Source organism: Verrucosispora sp. FIM060022, assembly GCF_003977705.1.
Taxonomy (GTDB): Bacteria; Actinomycetota; Actinomycetes; order Mycobacteriales; family Micromonosporaceae; genus Micromonospora; species Micromonospora gifhornensis.
Genome location: NZ_RQIV01000014.1, coordinates 53,077 through 70,686, shown reverse-complemented (window position 1 = coordinate 70,686; position 17,610 = coordinate 53,077). Strand labels below are relative to the sequence as shown.

At 68.6% G+C, this 17,610-nt stretch carries 19 protein-coding genes and 1 pseudogene; 4 read left to right on the top strand and 16 right to left on the bottom strand.

Going from position 1 to position 17,610, the window contains the following annotated elements:
- Positions 1 to 120: 120 nt before the first annotated feature.
- From EG812_RS26690 to EG812_RS26675, 3 genes are all read right to left on the bottom strand, one after another.
- Entirely contained in the window at positions 121 to 1,341 is a 1,221-nt protein-coding gene (locus EG812_RS26690) for a CorA family divalent cation transporter (protein WP_126713198.1), read from the bottom strand.
- Positions 1,338 to 2,189 (bottom strand): glycosyltransferase family 2 protein, encoded by an 852-nt coding sequence (locus EG812_RS26685; protein ID WP_126713197.1) that lies wholly within the window; start codon positions 2,187 to 2,189, stop codon positions 1,338 to 1,340. Before EG812_RS26685 ends, EG812_RS26690 begins: the two co-directional genes overlap by 4 nt.
- Before the next feature lie 1,099 nt (positions 2,190 to 3,288).
- Complete coding sequence (locus EG812_RS26675) at positions 3,289 to 3,903, bottom strand: TetR/AcrR family transcriptional regulator (protein ID WP_233579657.1); 615 nt, start codon at positions 3,901 to 3,903, stop codon at positions 3,289 to 3,291.
- Positions 3,904 to 4,152: 249 nt separating this feature from the next.
- On the opposite strand from EG812_RS26675, the gene EG812_RS26670 reads away from it, so the two are divergent.
- Both EG812_RS26670 and EG812_RS26665 read left to right on the top strand, forming a co-directional pair.
- Positions 4,153 to 5,121, top strand: coding sequence for an NAD(P)-dependent alcohol dehydrogenase (locus EG812_RS26670; RefSeq protein ID WP_043723957.1), 969 nt, complete (start codon positions 4,153 to 4,155; stop codon positions 5,119 to 5,121).
- A gap of 166 nt (positions 5,122 to 5,287) precedes the next feature.
- Positions 5,288 to 5,992, top strand: a complete 705-nt coding sequence (locus EG812_RS26665) for a hypothetical protein (RefSeq protein ID WP_013733152.1) — start codon at positions 5,288 to 5,290, stop codon at positions 5,990 to 5,992.
- Positions 5,993 to 6,011: 19 nt separating this feature from the next.
- Here the strand turns inward: EG812_RS26665 and EG812_RS30355 are convergent.
- Both EG812_RS30355 and EG812_RS26660 read right to left on the bottom strand, forming a co-directional pair.
- Positions 6,012 to 6,125: pseudogene (locus tag EG812_RS30355) on the bottom strand (hypothetical protein); the annotation flags it as partial.
- Between the two features lie 4 nt (positions 6,126 to 6,129).
- Positions 6,130 to 7,044 (bottom strand): zinc-binding dehydrogenase, encoded by a 915-nt coding sequence (locus tag EG812_RS26660; protein ID WP_502697216.1) that lies wholly within the window; start codon positions 7,042 to 7,044, stop codon positions 6,130 to 6,132.
- A 313-nt stretch (positions 7,045 to 7,357) separates the two neighbouring features.
- Between EG812_RS26660 and EG812_RS26655 the strand changes: the two genes are divergently transcribed.
- Positions 7,358 to 7,645, top strand: coding sequence for a hypothetical protein (locus EG812_RS26655; RefSeq protein ID WP_232510787.1), 288 nt, complete (start codon positions 7,358 to 7,360; stop codon positions 7,643 to 7,645).
- Between the two features lie 427 nt (positions 7,646 to 8,072).
- Here EG812_RS26655 and EG812_RS26650 read toward each other — a convergent pair whose 3' ends face one another.
- On the bottom strand, positions 8,073 to 8,732 hold the full coding sequence (locus tag EG812_RS26650; RefSeq protein ID WP_126713212.1) for an acVLRF1 family peptidyl-tRNA hydrolase: 660 nt from the start codon (positions 8,730 to 8,732) through the stop codon (positions 8,073 to 8,075).
- A 206-nt stretch (positions 8,733 to 8,938) separates the two neighbouring features.
- Complete coding sequence (locus EG812_RS26645) at positions 8,939 to 9,544, bottom strand: TetR/AcrR family transcriptional regulator (RefSeq protein WP_233579656.1); 606 nt, start codon at positions 9,542 to 9,544, stop codon at positions 8,939 to 8,941.
- Positions 9,545 to 9,637: 93 nt separating this feature from the next.
- On the opposite strand from EG812_RS26645, the gene EG812_RS26640 reads away from it, so the two are divergent.
- Entirely contained in the window at positions 9,638 to 10,690 is a 1,053-nt protein-coding gene (locus tag EG812_RS26640) for an aldo/keto reductase (protein WP_126713195.1), read from the top strand.
- 124 nt (positions 10,691 to 10,814) lie between these two features.
- Here EG812_RS26640 and EG812_RS26635 read toward each other — a convergent pair whose 3' ends face one another.
- The 9 genes from EG812_RS26635 to EG812_RS26595 form a co-directional block, all read right to left on the bottom strand.
- The gene (locus EG812_RS26635) at positions 10,815 to 11,405 is read right to left on the bottom strand and encodes a hypothetical protein (protein ID WP_126713194.1); all 591 of its coding nucleotides are present in this window, start codon (positions 11,403 to 11,405) and stop codon (positions 10,815 to 10,817) included.
- A gap of 75 nt (positions 11,406 to 11,480) precedes the next feature.
- Positions 11,481 to 11,927 (bottom strand): PH domain-containing protein, encoded by a 447-nt coding sequence (locus EG812_RS26630; RefSeq protein ID WP_126713193.1) that lies wholly within the window; start codon positions 11,925 to 11,927, stop codon positions 11,481 to 11,483.
- A 212-nt stretch (positions 11,928 to 12,139) separates the two neighbouring features.
- Complete coding sequence (locus tag EG812_RS26625) at positions 12,140 to 12,730, bottom strand: DinB family protein (protein ID WP_126713192.1); 591 nt, start codon at positions 12,728 to 12,730, stop codon at positions 12,140 to 12,142.
- 104 nt (positions 12,731 to 12,834) lie between these two features.
- Positions 12,835 to 13,635, bottom strand: a complete 801-nt coding sequence (locus EG812_RS26620; RefSeq protein WP_126713191.1) for an IS110 family transposase — start codon at positions 13,633 to 13,635, stop codon at positions 12,835 to 12,837.
- A 312-nt stretch (positions 13,636 to 13,947) separates the two neighbouring features.
- Positions 13,948 to 14,592 carry an alpha/beta fold hydrolase gene (locus EG812_RS26615; RefSeq protein WP_126713190.1) on the bottom strand — a complete coding sequence of 215 codons (645 nt, stop codon included), beginning with the start codon at positions 14,590 to 14,592 and terminating at the stop codon, positions 13,948 to 13,950.
- A gap of 173 nt (positions 14,593 to 14,765) precedes the next feature.
- On the bottom strand, positions 14,766 to 15,164 hold the full coding sequence (locus EG812_RS26610; RefSeq protein ID WP_126713189.1) for a hypothetical protein: 399 nt from the start codon (positions 15,162 to 15,164) through the stop codon (positions 14,766 to 14,768).
- 80 nt (positions 15,165 to 15,244) lie between these two features.
- On the bottom strand, positions 15,245 to 15,772 hold the full coding sequence (locus EG812_RS26605) for a GNAT family N-acetyltransferase (protein ID WP_126713188.1): 528 nt from the start codon (positions 15,770 to 15,772) through the stop codon (positions 15,245 to 15,247).
- 218 nt (positions 15,773 to 15,990) lie between these two features.
- Complete coding sequence (locus EG812_RS26600; RefSeq protein WP_126713187.1) at positions 15,991 to 16,632, bottom strand: DUF7003 family protein; 642 nt, start codon at positions 16,630 to 16,632, stop codon at positions 15,991 to 15,993.
- A 54-nt stretch (positions 16,633 to 16,686) separates the two neighbouring features.
- Positions 16,687 to 17,208, bottom strand: a complete 522-nt coding sequence (locus tag EG812_RS26595; protein WP_233579652.1) for a hypothetical protein — start codon at positions 17,206 to 17,208, stop codon at positions 16,687 to 16,689.
- Positions 17,209 to 17,610: the final 402 nt, after the last annotated feature.

Here is a 17,610-nt window from a genome sequence, read left to right as displayed (position 1 = left end):
AACCCTCACCCAACGCGGCTTTGGCTCCCGGGTGCGCAGCTGGCCGCAGGCGGCCAATCCCCTCCCAGGTGGCGTCCCGGTGGCTGGGCGCCACCAGCCCGGCGGCTCGCCACCGGACGCTCAGCTCCGGGGACGGCGGGACCGTGCCCGCACCACCAGGATCAGGCAGACGCTGATCAGTCCGGCGAGGACCGAACCGAGCAGCATGTACCAGAGCCCTTCCCGCGCGTCGGCGCCCGGCAGGCCCTTCACGTTCGCCCCGTAGAACGCGGCGATCAGGGCGGGCGCCACGAAGACGGCAGCCAGGATTCCTACGATGGCCTGGAAGGCGCCGTCCCGGTCGGCGCGTTCCTGGGCCAGCCGGAACTGCTGGCCAGAGGTGGCGTTGGCGATGAGGTCGAACGACTGCCGGACCGCCCGGCGCTGCGCCTGCGACTGGGACAGGAACCGCTCACACTTCTCCCTGACGAGGTCGCGGACGTCGCCCGGGATGCCGGGCTGGATCTCGATCCGGCGGACCAGGGTACGCACGGCGTCCCGGTTGAGCGCGGTGCCGTGCCCGAGCAAGGCGAGGTGGCGCTGCAGGCGGTTGAAGTCCGGCCCGACGAACAGGCCGCCATCGCCCGCCGCCTGCGCCAGGAAGTAGTTCTCCCAGGTCTCCAGTTCCAGGTCGACCATGTCGACGGACCACTCGATGTGCCGCACCACCGCGCGCAGGACGCGGGCCATCCGCTCCGCGCCGCTGCCGCCCGCCGACTGGTCCTCCAGGCGCCGGTCCGGCAGCCCCCACGTCCGGTACTTCGAGCCCTCGCCCCCGGTCCGTCCGCTCCAGACGACGACGCACCAGCGCGGCGCCCAGATGATTCGGGCGTGCCGGTAGTGCGCCACCGGATCGGCGGCGGTGTCGTCCTGCCGCCAGTTCACCGACGGCGCCAGCACGTCGAACCAGACGGCGCCCTCGCGGGCCAGGGCCGGCGGGACCGGCGGGATCCACTCGGTGTGCCAGGGCATCGGTTCGTCGCGCAGCCCGTCAGCCAACGCGGCCAGTTCGTCCACCGCCCCGGCCGGCAGCAGGTCGGCAAGGAGCAGCCGCAATGCGGCGGTGGTAGCGGGCCCGGGCTCGCCGATCTCCAGGTCCCAGCCGTCCGCACCAGCGGCGACCATCGCGGCCAGGTCGGTGCCGTCGCTGATCCAGCCGGCCCCGAGTACCTCGTGTCGGAAGTTGTCTGTGTCGAGGAGCGTGCGGTTGCGTCGTTCGATCTCGGCCCGGGCGCCGGTGACCAGCCTCAGTTCCTGATCGTTCCGGGTGACCCGTAGTTCGCAGGTGGCCAGTGAGCTCATCCGGCGGTGACCTGACCTGCGATCTCGGCCTGCCATTCGGCCGTGGTGAACGTGCTGATCTCCTCGGGCGAGGGCAAGGGCGTCTCCAGCATCCGCAATTCGTCGGGATCGTCGCCGCGCAGCGTGCGCAGCGCGACCAGTCGGGTGTGACTCCACCGGCGGTAGCTCTCCCGGTTGGACTCGAACCGGGCGGTCCGCACAGTCTGGTCACGGTGCTGCCGGTAGAGGTGGACCGGGTGCGGCACGTACCACCCCGACGCGAACGTCGAGATGGCCAGCAGGACATCCTGGTCTTCCATCTCCGTACCGGCCGGCCAGCCACCGGCGGCGAGCAGCCAGGTCCGGTCGAACATCACCGCGCCCGGGTGGAAGAAAAGGTTCTTGTGGTGCCGCCAGATGTCCTCCAGGCGCCCGGGTGGCACCGGCCCCGGCTCGTACGGTCGGCGGGTGAAGCGGGCCAGCCGCTTGCCGTCCGGGAAGACGTCGACGCTCTCACCAAAGACGAACGACACCTCCGGGCGGGCAAGCAGCGGCTCGGAGAGCAGCGCGAGCGTGTTCGGGAAGAACTCGTCGTCGGCGTCGAGCGGCGCCACCCAGCGCCCGGTGGAGCGCAGCAGGGCCCGGTTACGCGTCGCGCTGATGCCGAGTCTCTCCCCGTTGGCGGCAATCCGGATCCGGCCGTCGGTGGCCGCCGCCGGGAAAGTCTCGTCGACCGGCCCGTCTGGGGTGCCGTCGATCTGAATCAGCCACTCCCAGTCCGGGCCGCTGTCCTGCGAGAGCAGGGATTCGTGGGCCTGGGCGAGCATGTCAACGTGAGCCGGCAGAACAGGCGTGATGACGCTGATCATTGCGTGATCCTAGCTGTCTGGGCAGGGGTGGGCGGACCGCCTGGTGCCGTTACCGCCAGCACGCAGGCCGGCACCAGCCAGCCCCCGCCGCCACTCGGGTCCGCGTCACGGTCGAGTCGGACGCGGTCGGCGAACGCGAACTCACCTGGGGCGAACAGCTCGACGTGCGCGAGATCCCCGCCTCCGGCACCGACGCCGAATTCACCGATCCGGCCGTGGCCTCCCCGAACCCCTCACCGCCGACGAAGCCCGCCAGTTCCTCGCGGCCGAGCGCGGACACCGGCCCCACGGCGGCCCGGGGTCCTGCCGTACCTGACCAACGCCACCTATCTGCATCAACCACGTCTGGGCGCTGCATCTCGCCGCTTGGAGTCCGGCGACGACGGGCTGGTGAGGCTTCTCGGTCTGGCGGCTGGCGTTCCGCGGCATTGGTGCAGAAGTCCGCGCAGGAGCGCAGGCCGAGCAGACGGAACAGGCTGGCGGCGTCGGCGGGTAGCGCCTGGTAGGACCAGGCGAACACGCTGCGGACTCTGCTGGATTCGTCGTCGCCGGTGGCGAGTGGTTCCCACAGGCCAGATTCGTCGCGGAGGTCTTGAATCAGTTCGCCGAGGGTGTGTTGGGGGTAGCGGGAAGCGCGTTCGGCGGCGATCCGCAGGGCCAGTGGTAGTCGGGCCACCAAATCGCAGCGATACGCCGCATCGTGCCAACGACGGCCGCACAGTAGCCGTGAAAAGGCTGTCGGAGCGTGGCCGGCCGGTTGTCAGGGCGCCTATTGGCCCGGTGCGCGGGTTGCTGCGGCGGTCGACCGGCCATCGTGGATCCGGTGTGCCGTGCGGTCGGCGGAGGGCGTGCCGTCGGTGTCGAGCATGGCCGCGGTGCGGATCGCGCCACGTTTGACGCCGTGTTCGCGGGCCAGAGCGGCGATGCTGGCACCGGCGCGGAAGGCGACGCGTGCCTGGTCAGTCGCGCCGAGTTGGGCAAGGCGAGGGCGTCGGCCGGACGTGCGGCCGTTGGCCCAGGCGGCGACGCCGTCGCGGGTGGGGTTCGTTCCGAGGTGATGGATCGGTGCAGAGGGCCGCGCGACGGTCCGTGAGCGTTGCTATGCGGAGGCTCTCAGGGGATCGAGGGCGGCCAGGATGAGGTCGAGGCCGAAGATGAACTCCTCTGCCGGGTCGTAGCCGGCAGCGACGAGTGCCGCGGCGGACTCGTTGAGGTAGGGGAACTCGTCAGGAGGAAGCTGGGGCAGGAAGACGTCCTCGGTCATGTCCGCGAGCTCATCGGCGGTGTCGAACGGCAGGCTGGCTTCCTGCAGGGCGAAACCGTAGACATAGCTGTCGAGCAACCAGTTGGCGTGCGTCGCCATCAGAACCGGGAAGCCGGCCCTGCGCAGGCAGGCGGTGACCGCTTCGCGGTGGCGGAGGTTCGCGGGCCCGGGCGACGCCCGCGACTCCATCAGGCCGATCGCCCACGGGTGACGGGCGAGAACCTGTCGGGCGGACAGCGCCCGCCGTCGCATCGCTGACTGCCAGTCGGTCCCTTCGGGCGGGAGCTCGATCTCCTCGAACACGACGTCGATCATGGCGTCCAGCAACTCGTCCTTGTTCGCCACGTAGTGGTAGAGCGACATCGCGCCCGCGCCGAGCGCGCCAGCCAGCCGGCGCATGCTCAGCCCGTCGACCCCCTCGCGGTCGGCGAGCCGGATCGCCTCGAGCACCACCCGTTGCTTGCTCAGCCCCGCGTCTGACGCGCCCTGACGTTGTTCCCTTGCAGACACAGGTCTCCTCGCTCCCTCGAACGGCTTGACAATCGTACAGCGTACGCCCATAGTACAGCGTACGACGTACAGTGTACGAGACGGCGGGAGTCGCAGCCGGGACACGAGGAGGCTCCGATGGGAACCGAACAGCGATCGAACGACCCGGCACGCCTGGCGCCAGGGGCCCGTGCGGCCGGGGCGGCGACGATGCGGGCCGCCGTCCGGCACCGCTACGGCCCACCCTCACTGCTCACGTCGTCCACCGTCGGGCTACCGCTGCCCGGTCGAGGCGATGTGCTCGTCCAGGTCGGCGCGGCCTCAGTACATCCCGGCGACTACTTCGTCATGACCGGTGAGCCGTACGTGCTGCGCCTGGCGTTCGGGCTCCGCCGGCCGCGCCACGGCATCCCTGGCAGGGACCTCGCCGGCGTGGTGGCAGCGGTCGGGAAGGATGTCACCGCTCTGCGCCCCGGCGACGAGGTGTTCGGCTGGAGCACCGCCGGAACACTCGCGGAGTACGCCCGCGTCCCGGCGGACAACCTCGTGTCCGTGCCCGCCAACCTGTCGATCGTGGACGCGGCAGCGGTCCCCACCTCGGCCATGACGGCGTTGCAGGCATTGCGCGACATCGCGAACGTTCAACCGGGCCAGACGGTGCTGGTCACGGGCGCGTCGGGCGGCGTGGGCTCCTTCGCCGTACAGATCGCCAAGGCGTTCGGTGCCGAGGTGACGGGTGTGTGCAGCACCCCCAACCTCGATCTGGTCCGGTCGCTCGGCGCCGACCACGTCGTTGACTACACGACGACCGACTTCACCCGCACCGAGAAGCGCTACGACATCATCCTCGACAACGTGGCAACCCAGCCCTTGGCGGCTGTCCGCCGAGCGCTGACGCCCACCGGCACCCTCATCCCCATCAGCGGACGCGGCGGTCGCTGGCTCGGCCCCCTCGGTCGGATCGTCAAAGCGCGCGTGCTGTCCGGGTTCACCCGTCAGCGGCTGAAGCCCCTCGTGTCGGTCGAGAAGCGCCAGGACCTGCTCACCCTGGCCGACCTGCTCGCGACCGGGCAGGTCACGCCGGTCATCGACCGCACCTACCCCCTCGACGAAGCAGCCGACGCCCTCCGCTACGTCGGGGCCGGCCACACCCGAGGGAAGGTCGTCGTCACCATCTGACAACCGGGCGACAAGAACGACCCCACCCGTGCGTATGCACGCCCAAACCTGCCGCCACTCCCCCGCACCGACCGCTCCTGTCGAAGGAAGAACCGACGACCATCCGAACGAACACCCCGAACCTGCTCGACAACCCGCCAACCGACCGAAACGAAGGGCGGAGAAGATGAGATCACCGCAGAACACCGCCACCACGCCAGCCCGCAGCCGGTTCGGTCGAGGCCGCCTCGTCGGCACCGCGGCGATCGCGTTCGCGGTGTCGGTGGCAATAGAGAACGCGGTGCTGGCGGGAACGGGCGCGCCGACCTTCGGCGCTCCGATCGAGGAAGTACTGGCCTACTACGCAGCCAACCGCGATCCGGTCGCGATCGCGTCCAGTCAGGTGGCCCTGAACCTGCCGCTGCTGCTCGTGTTCGTGACGGGCCTGCACGGCCTCGTGCAGCGGCAAGGCGAAGCGGGCGCCGACTGGTCGCGCCTCGCCGTGGCCGCCGGCGCGACGCTGTCGGCCATCTTCGTGCTTGTCAACGTCCTGCAGATCGGGCTCGTGCTCTCCGCCGACGGGCTCGCCGAGCCGACACCCGCGTTCGAGCTCGTCTGGCATGTTCACGCGGCGGCGTTCGCGCTGGCGCTGCCGACGCTCGGCACCACCTTCATCGGCGCGGCCCTCGCCGCGCACGCGAGCGGGCTGACTCCGCCTTGGCAGCGCCTGCTGGGCCTGGTAGGCGGGAGCCTGCTGCTCGCCGCGGGGCTCGGCAGCCTCGCAATCGCCGACGGCTCGGAGCTGATCTTCGTTGGGCTCCTAGGGTTCGCCGCCTGGCTCGTCTGGCTGCTCGCGACCGGCGTGCGTCTCGTCCGGTCGGGACCGAGATGAGGGCGGCGCCGAGGTCGCGCACGCGGGCGATGAGTCCGTGGAGGGCCGTCTGGTCGAGTCCTGGCTGTGTGGCGGACAGTGGCCGATTCTCAGTAACGGTTGAGGTGGCCGGGCCAGCGACTCCCGGGTGCAATGTCTCAGATCAGCAGCAGGGTCTTTCCCACCGCGGTGCGGTTTTCGACTGCGGCGTGTGCTTCAGCGGCACGCTCCAACGGAAAGGTCTGCCCGATGATCGGCCGGACGACTCCCTCTGCCGCCTGCGACATCATCCGCGCTGCCCATCGCCGCAGATGCGGTACGAAGCCAAAGAGCTGTTCAATGCCGATCACCGTCACGCCCTTGTGGCGTGCCTTCACAGGGTCGATGACTGTGACCTCACCACTGGCGGCGCCGTGCACCGAGAAACGGCCGCCGCGGGCCGTCACATCGAACGCGGCCCGCCCGATCTCGCCGCCGACACCGTCGAACACCACATCCGGTCCCGCGCCACCGGTCGCCTCACGCACCCGGGTGGTCCAGCCCGGTTCGGAGTAGTCGACCACCGCATCGGCACCAAGGTCCCGGACCAGATCGAGTTTCCGCGATCCGCGAGCGGCTCCGACGACCTGTGCGCCTGCAGCGCGGGCGAGTTGCACCAGCATGCTGCCCACCCCACCCGCCGCCGCCTCGACCAGAACCCAGTCACCGGGACCCGGTGTGGCGTGTTCGGCCAGGCCCTGGGCTGTGCTGCCGTCGCTGTACAGGGCGGTGGCCTCTGGCAGGCCCAGGCCGTCCGGCACCGGGAAAAGGTCCCCGACCATCGCCACCGCCCGCTCGGCGAACCCACCGGTTTCTCCCGTACTGGCGACAACACGCCGCCCCAACCAAGCCGGATCCACCTGCGCCCCGACCGCACTCACCAGCCCGGCCACCAGACCGCCCGGCACATACGGCAACCGCGGCCGTTCGTGCCACCTGTCGGCGCCACGCCGAATCTGCGTCTCGACGAACGTCATGCCCGCCACCGCCACCTCGACCACCACCCGGCCCGGCCCGGCCACCGGATCCGGCATCTCACCCGGAACCAGGACCTCGGGACCCCCGAAACGCATCGCGTGAACCACCCGCATACAACTGCTCCCATCGTTCGCCACAGCGGGACGCCGAAAGCATGCAACCTCAAGCTTTGTTGAAGTCAATCGAGCTGGCGGCCCGTGCACCCGTCGAAGCTGCAGGTGCGGCGACCGGGCCCCAGCTCGGGCTGCGACCACCGCACCGTCAACCCGAGGGGCGAGAGCAGATCAAGGTCGCTCCCCCTGGCCGTTGCGCGCCACGACTCCGTTGTGGTGCCGTGAAATGAACGCAGTCCGGGATAGCCTTGGCGTAATGGCTACCTATCGCAGCGCCTCAGTGCTTGTCTCCTCGGACGGCACCAGGACCCCCGGCACCGCCGCACTCTTCGCCGAACCCGCCCGCAAGGGTGGGACCCCGCCGTGGGCAGGCGACTTCCGACCCGCCAACAGCGCCGGCAACGGCCCCAAGAACGCGGTCGGGAAGACCTTTACGTTGGAGCTGCCCGACGGCAGCACCGGCAAGGTCGTGATCCAGAACCTCAAGCGCGGGAAGGGCGGCGTCGTGCTGGCGTTGATGGGCGAGGACGCGCCCCCCTTCTGATCAGAACCTGATCTACGGGGCCACCGCCCATGCCCGCCGATCACCCGTACGGTGGTGGCGGCCGTCCTGGCCGCCACCACCGCCGCGCTCCTGCTCGAGTTCCGGCACGAAGCTGAGCTGGGCGCCTGGTGGGCTTCACGGTGTCAACCGGCGACGGTGGTGCTTCTTGTCCGGACGACCAGGTCCAAGCCCGCATCGACGGGGCTGTAGCCGCTGGAGGATGGATCGCCACCGAGAACGCTCCTCGTCGAAGCCTCATCGATCTGGAAGGCAACGAAGTGGACGTCGTTACGGTCCACCAGGCATAGACGGGCGCTTCTGGCGAAGCGGGCGGGTTACGGGGACATCGCGCGCAGGTCCCGGCACTGTGGGGCCGTCGCGCCTCATCCCGGCCGGGTCGTCGCCACCCTGCTGGACCTGATCGTGGTCACGGCATCAAATGGATGCGGATCCGTCTGGCCGCAACCGCCGCATCCTCCAGGACAGCCAGACGGGGCTCGGCGGATTCGAGCAGGTGTGGATGACGCAGCAGTGCCAGTGGCCCCAGACGCCGGTCCGTCAGCACCTCGTCGATCATCAACCGGTCACCGCCACAGACCAGGGCACTGATGGCATCGTGCGGGTCGGCGACAACACCGGGCACATGAGGCAGCATGATTCGCGCGGCGATGTCCGCAGCCCGCGACGTGGCGGCCTGGGCCTGGTTGGCGCGGCGACGCGCGTAGCGCTGCTGCGAGGATCCGCCGGCCGCGGTGCGACCCTGCACATAGAAGCGCTCGACCTTGGAGACGGTGATGGTCGTACCGTCCACGACACCGGCGGCAACCGCGCCCTTACGGGCCAGCAGTACGGCGATCCGGGGTGGTCTGATGATGCGGGCCAGCAGCGTGTCGACATCCTTCACGTCGGCAAGCCCCGGCGGCGGATACAGCGTGGCGGTGTCACCGTTGCTCGCGCCAGTCAGCACCAGGCCCTGCTCGGTGGCGCCGTCGTGGCGACCGTAAAAGCCGTCGAGCCAACCACGAATGCGCTCCGGTGAGATCTCCACCCACCGCCCGCCACCCGCTGCGGGTCGCGCCTTGACCACGTGAACACCGCCTATCGCAACGGCTGGCCTGCGCCCACCATGCTCACATGAAGCGGGTCGCGCCATCGACCACCGCCCCGCTGATACCCGGTTCCAGCCGACAGAGCGTTCACGACGCCCGTTGGACGAGGTGCCAGTGGGGTGCCGTCTCGCAGACGCCGGCGTCTAGCTCGGCGCTGCACGCGTCGCCCACCGAGGTGAAGATGTCAGTGTGGGGATTCGCCGGACCGTAGTCCGTCGACGAGGAGCGCGACCATGCGCCGACCGTAGTCGGGTTCCTCGTTCGGCATGGGCGCACACAGTTTCGCTACGGCGTACAGCAGGTCCTGGGCACTGATCCGGGCCTGGACCTCGCCGCTGGCTGTCGCGGCGTCGAGCAAGGACTCGAGGGCCGGCCCCAGCTTCTGCATGAGATATCCGGGCAGGCCGTCGAACGCCGGATCACCGGAGTGCAGGGCTGCGGCGAATCCGCGTTTGGTGGCGACGAACGCGGTGAACCGGTCGAGCCACCTCGCGAGGGCGACCCCCGGCTCGTGCGCGGCGGCCAGTGCCGGGGCCGCGTCGGCGCAGGCGTCGATCTCGCGCTCGATGACGGCTTTGATCAGGTCCGAGCGCTGCGGGAAGTGCCGGTAGAGCGTGCCGACGCCGACGCCGGCCAGATCGGTGATCTCTTTGGCGGGGGCGTCGACGCCGGCGGTGCTGAAGACTGTCTTCGCTGCTTCGAGCAGGGACTCGACGTTGCGGCGCGCGTCGGTGCGCATCCGGCGCGGAGCGCGTTCGCGAGCAGTTGATTCTGCTGTGTTGTCGGACACCGCTGCGCCTCCCTTGTTTATCCGGAAAGCTTTTCCGTATAGTTGTTTCCGGAAAGGGTTTCCGGATAGCCACGATACCGCAAGGAGACGCTCATGTTGTACCGCACCCTGGGCCGGACCGGCATGAAGGTCAGCCCGTACGCGCTCGGCACGCTGATGTTCGCCACGGTGATCGGGAACCCCGACCCTGACGACTCGATCAAGGTCATTCACAAGGCGCTGGACGCGGGGATCAACGTTGTCGACACCGCCGATGCCTACGGCGACTCGGAGGAGATCGTGGGCAGGGCCCTCAAGGGGCGCCGGGACAGCGTCATCCTCGCGACCAAGGTGGGCTTTCCCCGGCTGAACGCGCTGCCCCGGACGCCGGGCGCGGCCGCCGACCCCAACCAGCGAGGCGCCTCCCGCCGCTGGATCATGAACGCGGTCGAGGGCTCGCTGCGCCGCCTGCAGACCGACTACATCGACCTCTACCAGATCCATCGTCCGGACCCCGACACCGACATCGAGGAGACGCTTTCCGCGCTCTCCGACCTGATCCGCAGCGGCAAGGTCCGGGCGATCGGGTCATCCACGATGCCCGCCTCCGACATCATCGAGGCCCAGTGGGTCGCCGAGCGACGCGGGCTGGAACGTTTCCACACCGAGCAGCCGCCGTACTCGATCCTCAACCGCAGCATCGAGAGCGAGGTGTTGCCGGCGGCGCAGCGCTACGGGATGGGCACGCTGGTGTGGGGCCCGCTCGGGCAGGGAATGCTCACCGGTCGGGTCCGCAGGGGCGAACAGAACGATCTGCGTCGTGCCCGCCTCTCCACGCACCTCACCGACGAGCGCCGGATCGACGTCGTCGAACAACTCATCCCGCTCGCCGACGAGGCAGGCATGCCGTTGACCCACCTCGCCATGGCATTCGCCATCGCGCACCCCGGCGTGACCAGCGCGATCCTGGGCCCGCGCACGATGGAGCACCTCGACGACCTCCTCGCGGGCGTCGACGTCACGCTCACCGACGAGATCCTCGACCGGATCGACGAGATCGTCACGCCCGGCACCGATGTCACCCGGCTCGACCAGGCCTACCTGCCCCCGGCCCTGCTGAACCCGAACCTGCGCCGCCGGCCGGTCAGCGCGCGTGGCGCCGCCTGATCATCACGCCACAAGTACTGCAGGGCGTCCGCGATTCGCGTGAGCATGGCTGACGTCGTCGCCGAAGCGGCGATCGGCGTGCCCGGCAACCCAGGTGTCCCGGTCCGGCAGAGCATCACGCGGCTCACCTCACCGTGACAACACGGTCAGCGCGGCGGCGCATGAGGCGGCGGAAACCGTTGCCGTGCCGGGCGAGGACACGGCCGGTATCGTCCAGCCGCCATGTCGCGGCGGCCACGCGATCCCCGGTCAGCCATTCCTCCCGTACGACAGGCCGTTTCAGCTGACGCAGCAGCCAGGCGGCGGCCCACTGCGCGTAGTTCTCATGGCTGGCCCGCACCCCGACCACGGTCAGGTTCTCGGGATCGTTGCCGTCGTGGTCGTCCAGCAGGTAGTCGTCGCCCCACACACCGTGGAGCGCCTGTCCGAATGGCCCGTTGGTCCAGTAACCAACCTGCAGGGTGCGACGCCGGATGGTGAGCCCGGGAACATCAACGTCGACGTACAGCGGCGCCAGCCACACCTGCGACGAGGTGTCGTCCTCCGGCGAGAGCCCGTCGACGTCCCAGCCGGATGCTTCTCGCCGAAGCTGTTCCAGGAAGGCGATCTCCCCCTCGTGGCGACCGATCTCGTCTGGGAACCATCGAGCCCCGGCTGCCTCAACCACCACCCGATCATGCCGCTGCCACGGCGCCTGGACCATCCGGTTCAGCACGCGCAGTCCAGCGCACGGCGCCCGGGCATCGGACTCATCCGCTGTTCGGGCGCCCGCCTGGCAACCCGATCAGGATTACCCCGTGCCGTTTGCGAGGCTTCGCAGCTCGTCGACTGTGCGCTCCACGGCGTGCCGTGAGTACGAGCCGAGCGTAGGCAGCGGCACGGCGTCGACGTCGCTGTGAAAATGCAGGACAGGAGCGTAGAGCGGTATGCCTGCCCGTACGTCGACCTGCAGGCAGTCGATCGACTGGAGTGAGTTCCACGGTATGACCTGGTCCCGGCTGGCGAAGTTGCGGACACGGACACCTGCTGCGTCAACGACCACGCCGAGGCGCAGAGCGCGCCACACCCCCGCCATCCCGCTCACGAGGAGCAGGGATCCCAGCACGATGCCGAACCAGTCGCGTTCGGCCACCACGTCCCCCGACGTGAAGTAGGTGACGCCCAACAGGGCCCACACGGCAGAGAGCACGACCAGCACCGGGATCTGGATGCGGGGCCTGATGACGATCGGCCTCATGGCGGAACATGCTACGGCGGCCTCTCCCGATCAGCGGCCGAGCCCGGACCTGCTGCGGCATCGAGCCGTTGCCACCAACCGCGGTCAAGACCAGCAGGCACGGGCCTGCCGTCGACCGCCCGCTACGCGCTGTCACCACAAATCAGGTCGGCACTCGATCGTGTCGATGAGCGGATACTGCCCTGTCTGCCTGTATCGACGGGACCGGGTGGCTAACCGAACCGGTCAGCGAGCTTCGTCAGCTTGGTGACGTACGCCGGCCAGTCGTAGTCGTGGGGAACACCGGCGTTCTCCCGCCGCAAGCCGATCGCCCTGTCGTGCTGCTCGCGCATGATGTCGGCGTGACCTGCGTGACGGGCAAGGTCGCAGGTCACGTGGATGATGATCCTGTGCAGCGTCACGTCCCTCTCGCCTGGGCGCCACCACGGCACATGCCCCGGCGCGTCAAGGGGTAGCTGTTCGATCGTCTGATCCGCGAACACCCCGACACGGCGATACAGGTCGATCAGCCCATCCTTCGTCTCGCCCTCCCGCGCGTACCAGTCTGCCTGCGGGTCCTCCTCGAACACCTGCATGGGAACCAGTTCCTCAGGCGTCGGGAACTCACGCCCGAAGGTAGGCCCGAAGTAGCCGGCTTCGACATGGAGGCAGTGCTTGAGAACTCCCAGCAGGTTGTTGCCGGTCGCGGTGCGGGGCAGCCTGGCCTCGCGTTCGCTCAACCCGTCGAGCTTCCAGATCAGGTTGTCGCGCATCGTCTGCAGGTAGTGGTGCAGCGCAGCCTTCGGGTCGCCCAGATCAGCCATGCCTGCCAGTCTTCCTCATCCGCCCGAGCCATCTCTGCATGCGCTGCCTGCAAGATCAGCGCCTGACTGGGCCGGCCGGTGTACGCATCTGGCTCCCCTCTGTGTCAAGACACCGCCGAGAGGAGAGTTCTATGCTGGGTTTCGGCGGGTCTGGTCCAGGAGGCGAAGTGAGCCCGGTCGGGGAACCGGGTGATGCCGGCGACCTCGACCAGCAGCCGGGCGGCGCCGGAGGGTCCGATGCCGTGCAGGTCCATCAACCTGGTGCCGGTGGAAGCGACCAGCTCCTTCAGTTCCTTGTCGGCTTCCTTGGAGCGTCGGTAGATCCGTTCGAGGTCGGCGATCAGCTCCGCGGCGACCCGCCGTCGGGCCTTGCCGACCGCGTCGCGGGGCCGGACCGTGGCCAGCAGTGTCTTGGCCTGGGCGGCGGACAGACTCTTCTTCGCCCCACCCGGGATCAGCTCCAGCAGCAGTTGGTGCAGCTGGGACACCATCCGGGTGTGGTCGACACCGAGGCAACGGCGCCGGTCGACCAGGATCCGAAGCAAGGCAAGCTGCTCGTCGTTGACCACCGGGCGTAGTCCGGTCATGCGGGTGCCGACCAGCGCGATGGAGTGGCCGTCGGTGGCGTCGGTCTTGCGGCCCTGCCCGGTGGCGAACACCCGCGCCCTGGCGGACAGCTTCGGTGGAACGTCGACGACCTGCTCGCCGTCGGCCAGCAGCCGGTTGGCGATGTGCCGGCCGATGCCCTGACAGCCCTCGATCGCCCACACCCGGTGCGGCCACTGACCGGCGTACTTTCGCATCGCCGTGTAGCCGTCGCGGTCGGTGTCGAACCGGCCGCCGCCGACGACGGTCTCGTCGCCAGCCATGACCTCGATCGTTGCCGAACGCTTGTGCGGGTCCATCCCGATGACCACACGACTCGGTGTGACAGTCAACGTGTCCTCCGATGCTCGATCCACCTGGGTTGTCGAGCCGGGAGGGCAACGCTACTTCGAGCCGAGCAAACCCCTCTTGAGCCTCTCCCCGCCCTGGGGCGACGCCCGGGCCGCGCAGGCCAAATGAGAGCCACACGACCAGCGTGGGCAGCCGCAATGAGAGCGACAACCCGGGCGCCTCGACCGAAGCCTGGCCGGGCAACGGTCGCAGGTCAATGAAACAAGTAGCCGCGATCCGCGCCGCCTGTATTCACGCGACCGGCACCGGGCGCAGCGCCTTCAGCGCGGCAAGTACGCGGTCAGCTGGTCGGCGAGTTGCTTCGGATGGCTGAGCGCCACCGCGTGGCCACCGTCGATTTCATCCGGTACGGCATCGAGGCGGTCGGCCGCCACGCGGCGCTGGAAGTCGGGCGGGAAGAATCGGTCTTCGCGGGCGATGAGCACCCTCGTCGGCACGTCCGGCCAGGCACCCAGGGGCCACGGCTCGTTCCATTCTGCGCTGACCTGGTCGCGGCCATGCGCCGAAGCCTCCGCGACAATTTCGGCCGGCACGCCATTGTAGAACTGTTCCTCCTCACTGAACCCCTCCGCGCTGCGGTGACCGGTGTTGCCCCACCAGTCGCCGGGACTCTCACCCGGCTTCGGGATCATGGGAGTAAGCAGGACAATGAGCCGCACAGGCAGCCTGTCAGCGATCAGCGGCGCCGTGAACGCACCATACGAGTGTCCGACGACTACGAGGTTGCTGCGATCGCCGACGGCATTGACGACCGTTTCACAGAACTCGGCGAAGCCTGCCGCCCTATCCTCGATCGGCAGCTCCGGCACCACCACGTCGTGGCCCCGTCCGGCCAGCTCAGGGCCCAGCAGATGCCAGTCCCAGGAACTGCCGCCACCACCGTGGATCAGAACGAAAGTCGCCATGCGTCACAGCCTCACACAGGGGTACGACAGTCAGTAGCGCCGCCCGATACGCCACACCCGGCCACCTACCGGCGACCTCACGGCAGAATCACGCACCGGGCCGGAAGCGTTGTCCCGCGACGACCGGATCTGCCGCGCTGCGCGCCTCAGCGCTGTCCAGTCGCTAAGCGGTACTACTCGGAGGGATTCTCTTCCTCGGCGTCCTCCCGGAATCGGCCCCGTGCCTGCATGACGTCCAACACCGCGCGAGCAGCGGGTTGAATCCTGCCCGGCCAGCCGAAGGCGATGAAGTCGTCGTCAGTGTCATTCCAGGGCGTCACCACGCAGGCCGCCTGCAGTAGTCCATGTACGGCATCGAGTCGCTCAACCTCCTCGGGCGTGAAACACGACCAGTCGCGCCACTGCCACGGGATGTCGTCGTCGATCACGTCGAAGAACAGGTTGATGTAGTCGCCGACGCCGACGCTGCGAACGCCTGAATCACCCTTGCTCAGGGCGACCAGCGCTTCCATGGCGCGATTGCGCAGGCGTTGCTCGACGAGGCGCTCGCTGGGGCGTTCGGGATCGTCCACGCCCCGAAGGTAGCGGCTGTCAGGACCTGGTTTTCAGGCGAAGCCCTACCCGAAGCGCGCCAGCCGTCACGGCCTTCCGATCAACTGGGCAATTTCTCGAAGAGTTCGTTGATGGTGTCGTAGTACCTCGTCGTACGCCCGAGAGCAGTCATGCCGAGTCGCCTGCAGACGGCCTGTGAGGCATGATTGTCCGGCTCCGTCACGGCGAGGACCCTCGGCAGCCCACGGCCGAAGGCATCGCGAAGGACGGCATCCGCGGCTTCGGTGGCATAGCCCTGCCCCCGAGCGTCCGGGTGCACGTGCCAGCCGATCTCGACATCGTTCGACCCGCTGAAGGATTGTTCCGCCCATGGGGGGATTGGCAGGAGCAGGAGGTTGCCGACCAGTCGACCGTTCGCCGTGGCGATCGCCCAGTTCCCGTGAATGGGATGTTCGATGGCACGCCGACGTCTGATCGACGCGAGCGCGTCCTTCCTCGTTTTCATGGTCGTCGGTTGCGCGCCGGAGGAGACTACGATCTGCGAGCCTGACTCCAGGTCCAGGAGGAAGTCGGCGTCGTCGTCCTGCCATGGACGCAGGAGAAGGCGGTCACTAACGATCGTGCGCATGCCACCCACCCTATTCACTGCCCATCATCCGCTCGTGGTCGCAGATAGGGCGCTACGGAGCATGACGGAGATCCCGGACCCCGCGCCCGAACGTACCGATGAGCGGATGTCCGAGCCACGCTGGCTCGAACGCACGGGAAGTGCTCCAGCCGCGCCGAGGGATGCTGGTTCCGCAGGTGCACGGCCTTCGCTCTCCCGCTAAGAGGTGGGCCGCCCGGCTACAGGCTCCCCGACTCCGGCCAGTTCGACCAGTGCGTGTTGGGCGGCAAGCTGGGCGCGTATCGGCTGAGGTCTCCGGTCGCCAGGACATCGGCGATCTGGTGGAAGGTCTCAGACTCGCTGGGGCGTAGCCCGCTCACCAGGTCGGGGTGGTTCCACTGGTCGAGCCGCAGCACCTCGGGTAGGTCGACTGGGATTCGGCGCCGCAACTCCCTCTCATCGGCCAGGAGCAACTCGCGATGACGCGGAACAAGCTGACGCAGGACGTTGACCAGATCCTCGCCCGGCTCGGCAGCAACTGCGATCGTCCGGCCGCGAATAACCACCGGCCCTCCGCGGTAGGTTTCGGGCTCGTCGGGGTCCTCTATCTGGTTCCAGTTGTCTACTCGTTCGTGAAAGTCACCGTTTCCGTAGCCAGGTTCGCCGCTGGCCAGGCAGTCGCCGAACACGTGGAGCACGTCGATGAGGTTGCCGGCCCGGGGCGAGTAGCCGACCGTCTCGACGATGAGGGCCCACCGCCCAGCGTCCCGGTACCCATGGAGCCGAGCATCGACGGCGTAGTAGTAGCCGTGGCCGAGGTCCGGAAACAGGAACTCCTCGGCAGCGGCGTCGAGCTGTTCGAGGACCTCAGCCGAGCGCACAACTGAGCAGTCTAGTCAGCATCGGGCGCGACCCTGAGGCGTCCACATCCGCCGTCAAGGCGCGTCGACCGTCAAGGGCGGCTGCCGATCCTGATGCACGTGGGCGGGTCTACCCCGTTCGGTCGGGGTCGGTGAACTATCGAGCAGGGCACCCAATCGAGCGGCGGAGTCGTCGGTCAGACGATAGACGCCCTGGAGGCTGATGGAGCATTCGAGACGACCGTCGACGACGTACTTCAAGGTGCGCTGTTCTCCGCGCCGGTTGCGCCAGGTCAGCGCGCCGAGCAGGTCGCCGGGAACGGCGACGTCGAAGCGGATCGGCGTCGCCTCGACATGCACCGGGCTCGCCCCGCATCCGCCGGCGCCGAGCATCGCCCAGTCGTCGTGACCGGGATAGGCCGGGTCACGCCAGGTTGCTGGAGCAGCGCCGCAACAGGCGCGCCGCTGCTTGTCGACGACACGCAGACGACTCACCACGTAGACCACGTGTCGGTTGACATGCAGGGCGAAGACATCGTCGCCGACACCGACGCTGGTCCAACTGGGCAGAGACTGATGCACCCCGCTGAACGCCACCGGCGGCCGCTGGCCGACGCAGTGCCTGCGTAGCTCCCGGCAGACGTCATGGGTCCACAAGGCGGTGAAGGCAGCCGACATGGCCGTGATCATAAGAGCGACGACCGACAGTCTCGACCATCACGCCGGGAGCGTTGAGGGACCGAACCGGCATCCGGATCTGCTGCCTGAGCACACGCGAAGTTCCAGCGATCCCCTTTCAGGATCGTCCATCTCATCTGTCAGTGCTCCCCCCGATGAGGTGGAGCGCGGCCGGTATGTCAGGCAGGTACTCGCTTGGGGAGTCTCGGCCGTAGCCCGCATGGCCAGCCCCTGAACTCGAGACCTGCGTCGTAGGTGGGTCAGCCCCTTTCGGCATCGAGCACGAGCCGTGCCTGGTTCGCAGTTCCAGGAAAGCCTCCG

What these genes read in the sequence shown, in the direction of transcription:
- EG812_RS26690 (WP_126713198.1), bottom strand. Translation starts at nt 1,341, where the DNA reads ATGAGCTCACTGGCCACCTGCGAACTACGGGTCACCCGGAACGATCAG.
- EG812_RS26685 (WP_126713197.1), bottom strand. Translation starts at nt 2,189, where the DNA reads ATGATCAGCGTCATCACGCCTGTTCTGCCGGCTCACGTTGACATGCTC.
- EG812_RS26670 (WP_043723957.1), top strand. Translation starts at nt 4,153, where the DNA reads ATGCGGGCCGCCGTCCGGCACCGCTACGGCCCACCCTCACTGCTCACG.
- EG812_RS26665 (WP_013733152.1), top strand. Translation starts at nt 5,288, where the DNA reads ATGAGATCACCGCAGAACACCGCCACCACGCCAGCCCGCAGCCGGTTC.
- EG812_RS26660 (WP_502697216.1), bottom strand. Translation starts at nt 7,044, where the DNA reads ATGCCGGATCCGGTGGCCGGGCCGGGCCGGGTGGTGGTCGAGGTGGCG.
- EG812_RS26655 (WP_232510787.1), top strand. Translation starts at nt 7,358, where the DNA reads ATGGCTACCTATCGCAGCGCCTCAGTGCTTGTCTCCTCGGACGGCACC.
- EG812_RS26640 (WP_126713195.1), top strand. Translation starts at nt 9,638, where the DNA reads ATGTTGTACCGCACCCTGGGCCGGACCGGCATGAAGGTCAGCCCGTAC.
- EG812_RS26630 (WP_126713193.1), bottom strand. Translation starts at nt 11,927, where the DNA reads ATGAGGCCGATCGTCATCAGGCCCCGCATCCAGATCCCGGTGCTGGTC.
- EG812_RS26625 (WP_126713192.1), bottom strand. Translation starts at nt 12,730, where the DNA reads ATGGCTGATCTGGGCGACCCGAAGGCTGCGCTGCACCACTACCTGCAG.
- EG812_RS26620 (WP_126713191.1), bottom strand. Translation starts at nt 13,635, where the DNA reads ATGGACCCGCACAAGCGTTCGGCAACGATCGAGGTCATGGCTGGCGAC.
- EG812_RS26615 (WP_126713190.1), bottom strand. Translation starts at nt 14,592, where the DNA reads ATGGCGACTTTCGTTCTGATCCACGGTGGTGGCGGCAGTTCCTGGGAC.
- EG812_RS26605 (WP_126713188.1), bottom strand. Translation starts at nt 15,772, where the DNA reads ATGCGCACGATCGTTAGTGACCGCCTTCTCCTGCGTCCATGGCAGGAC.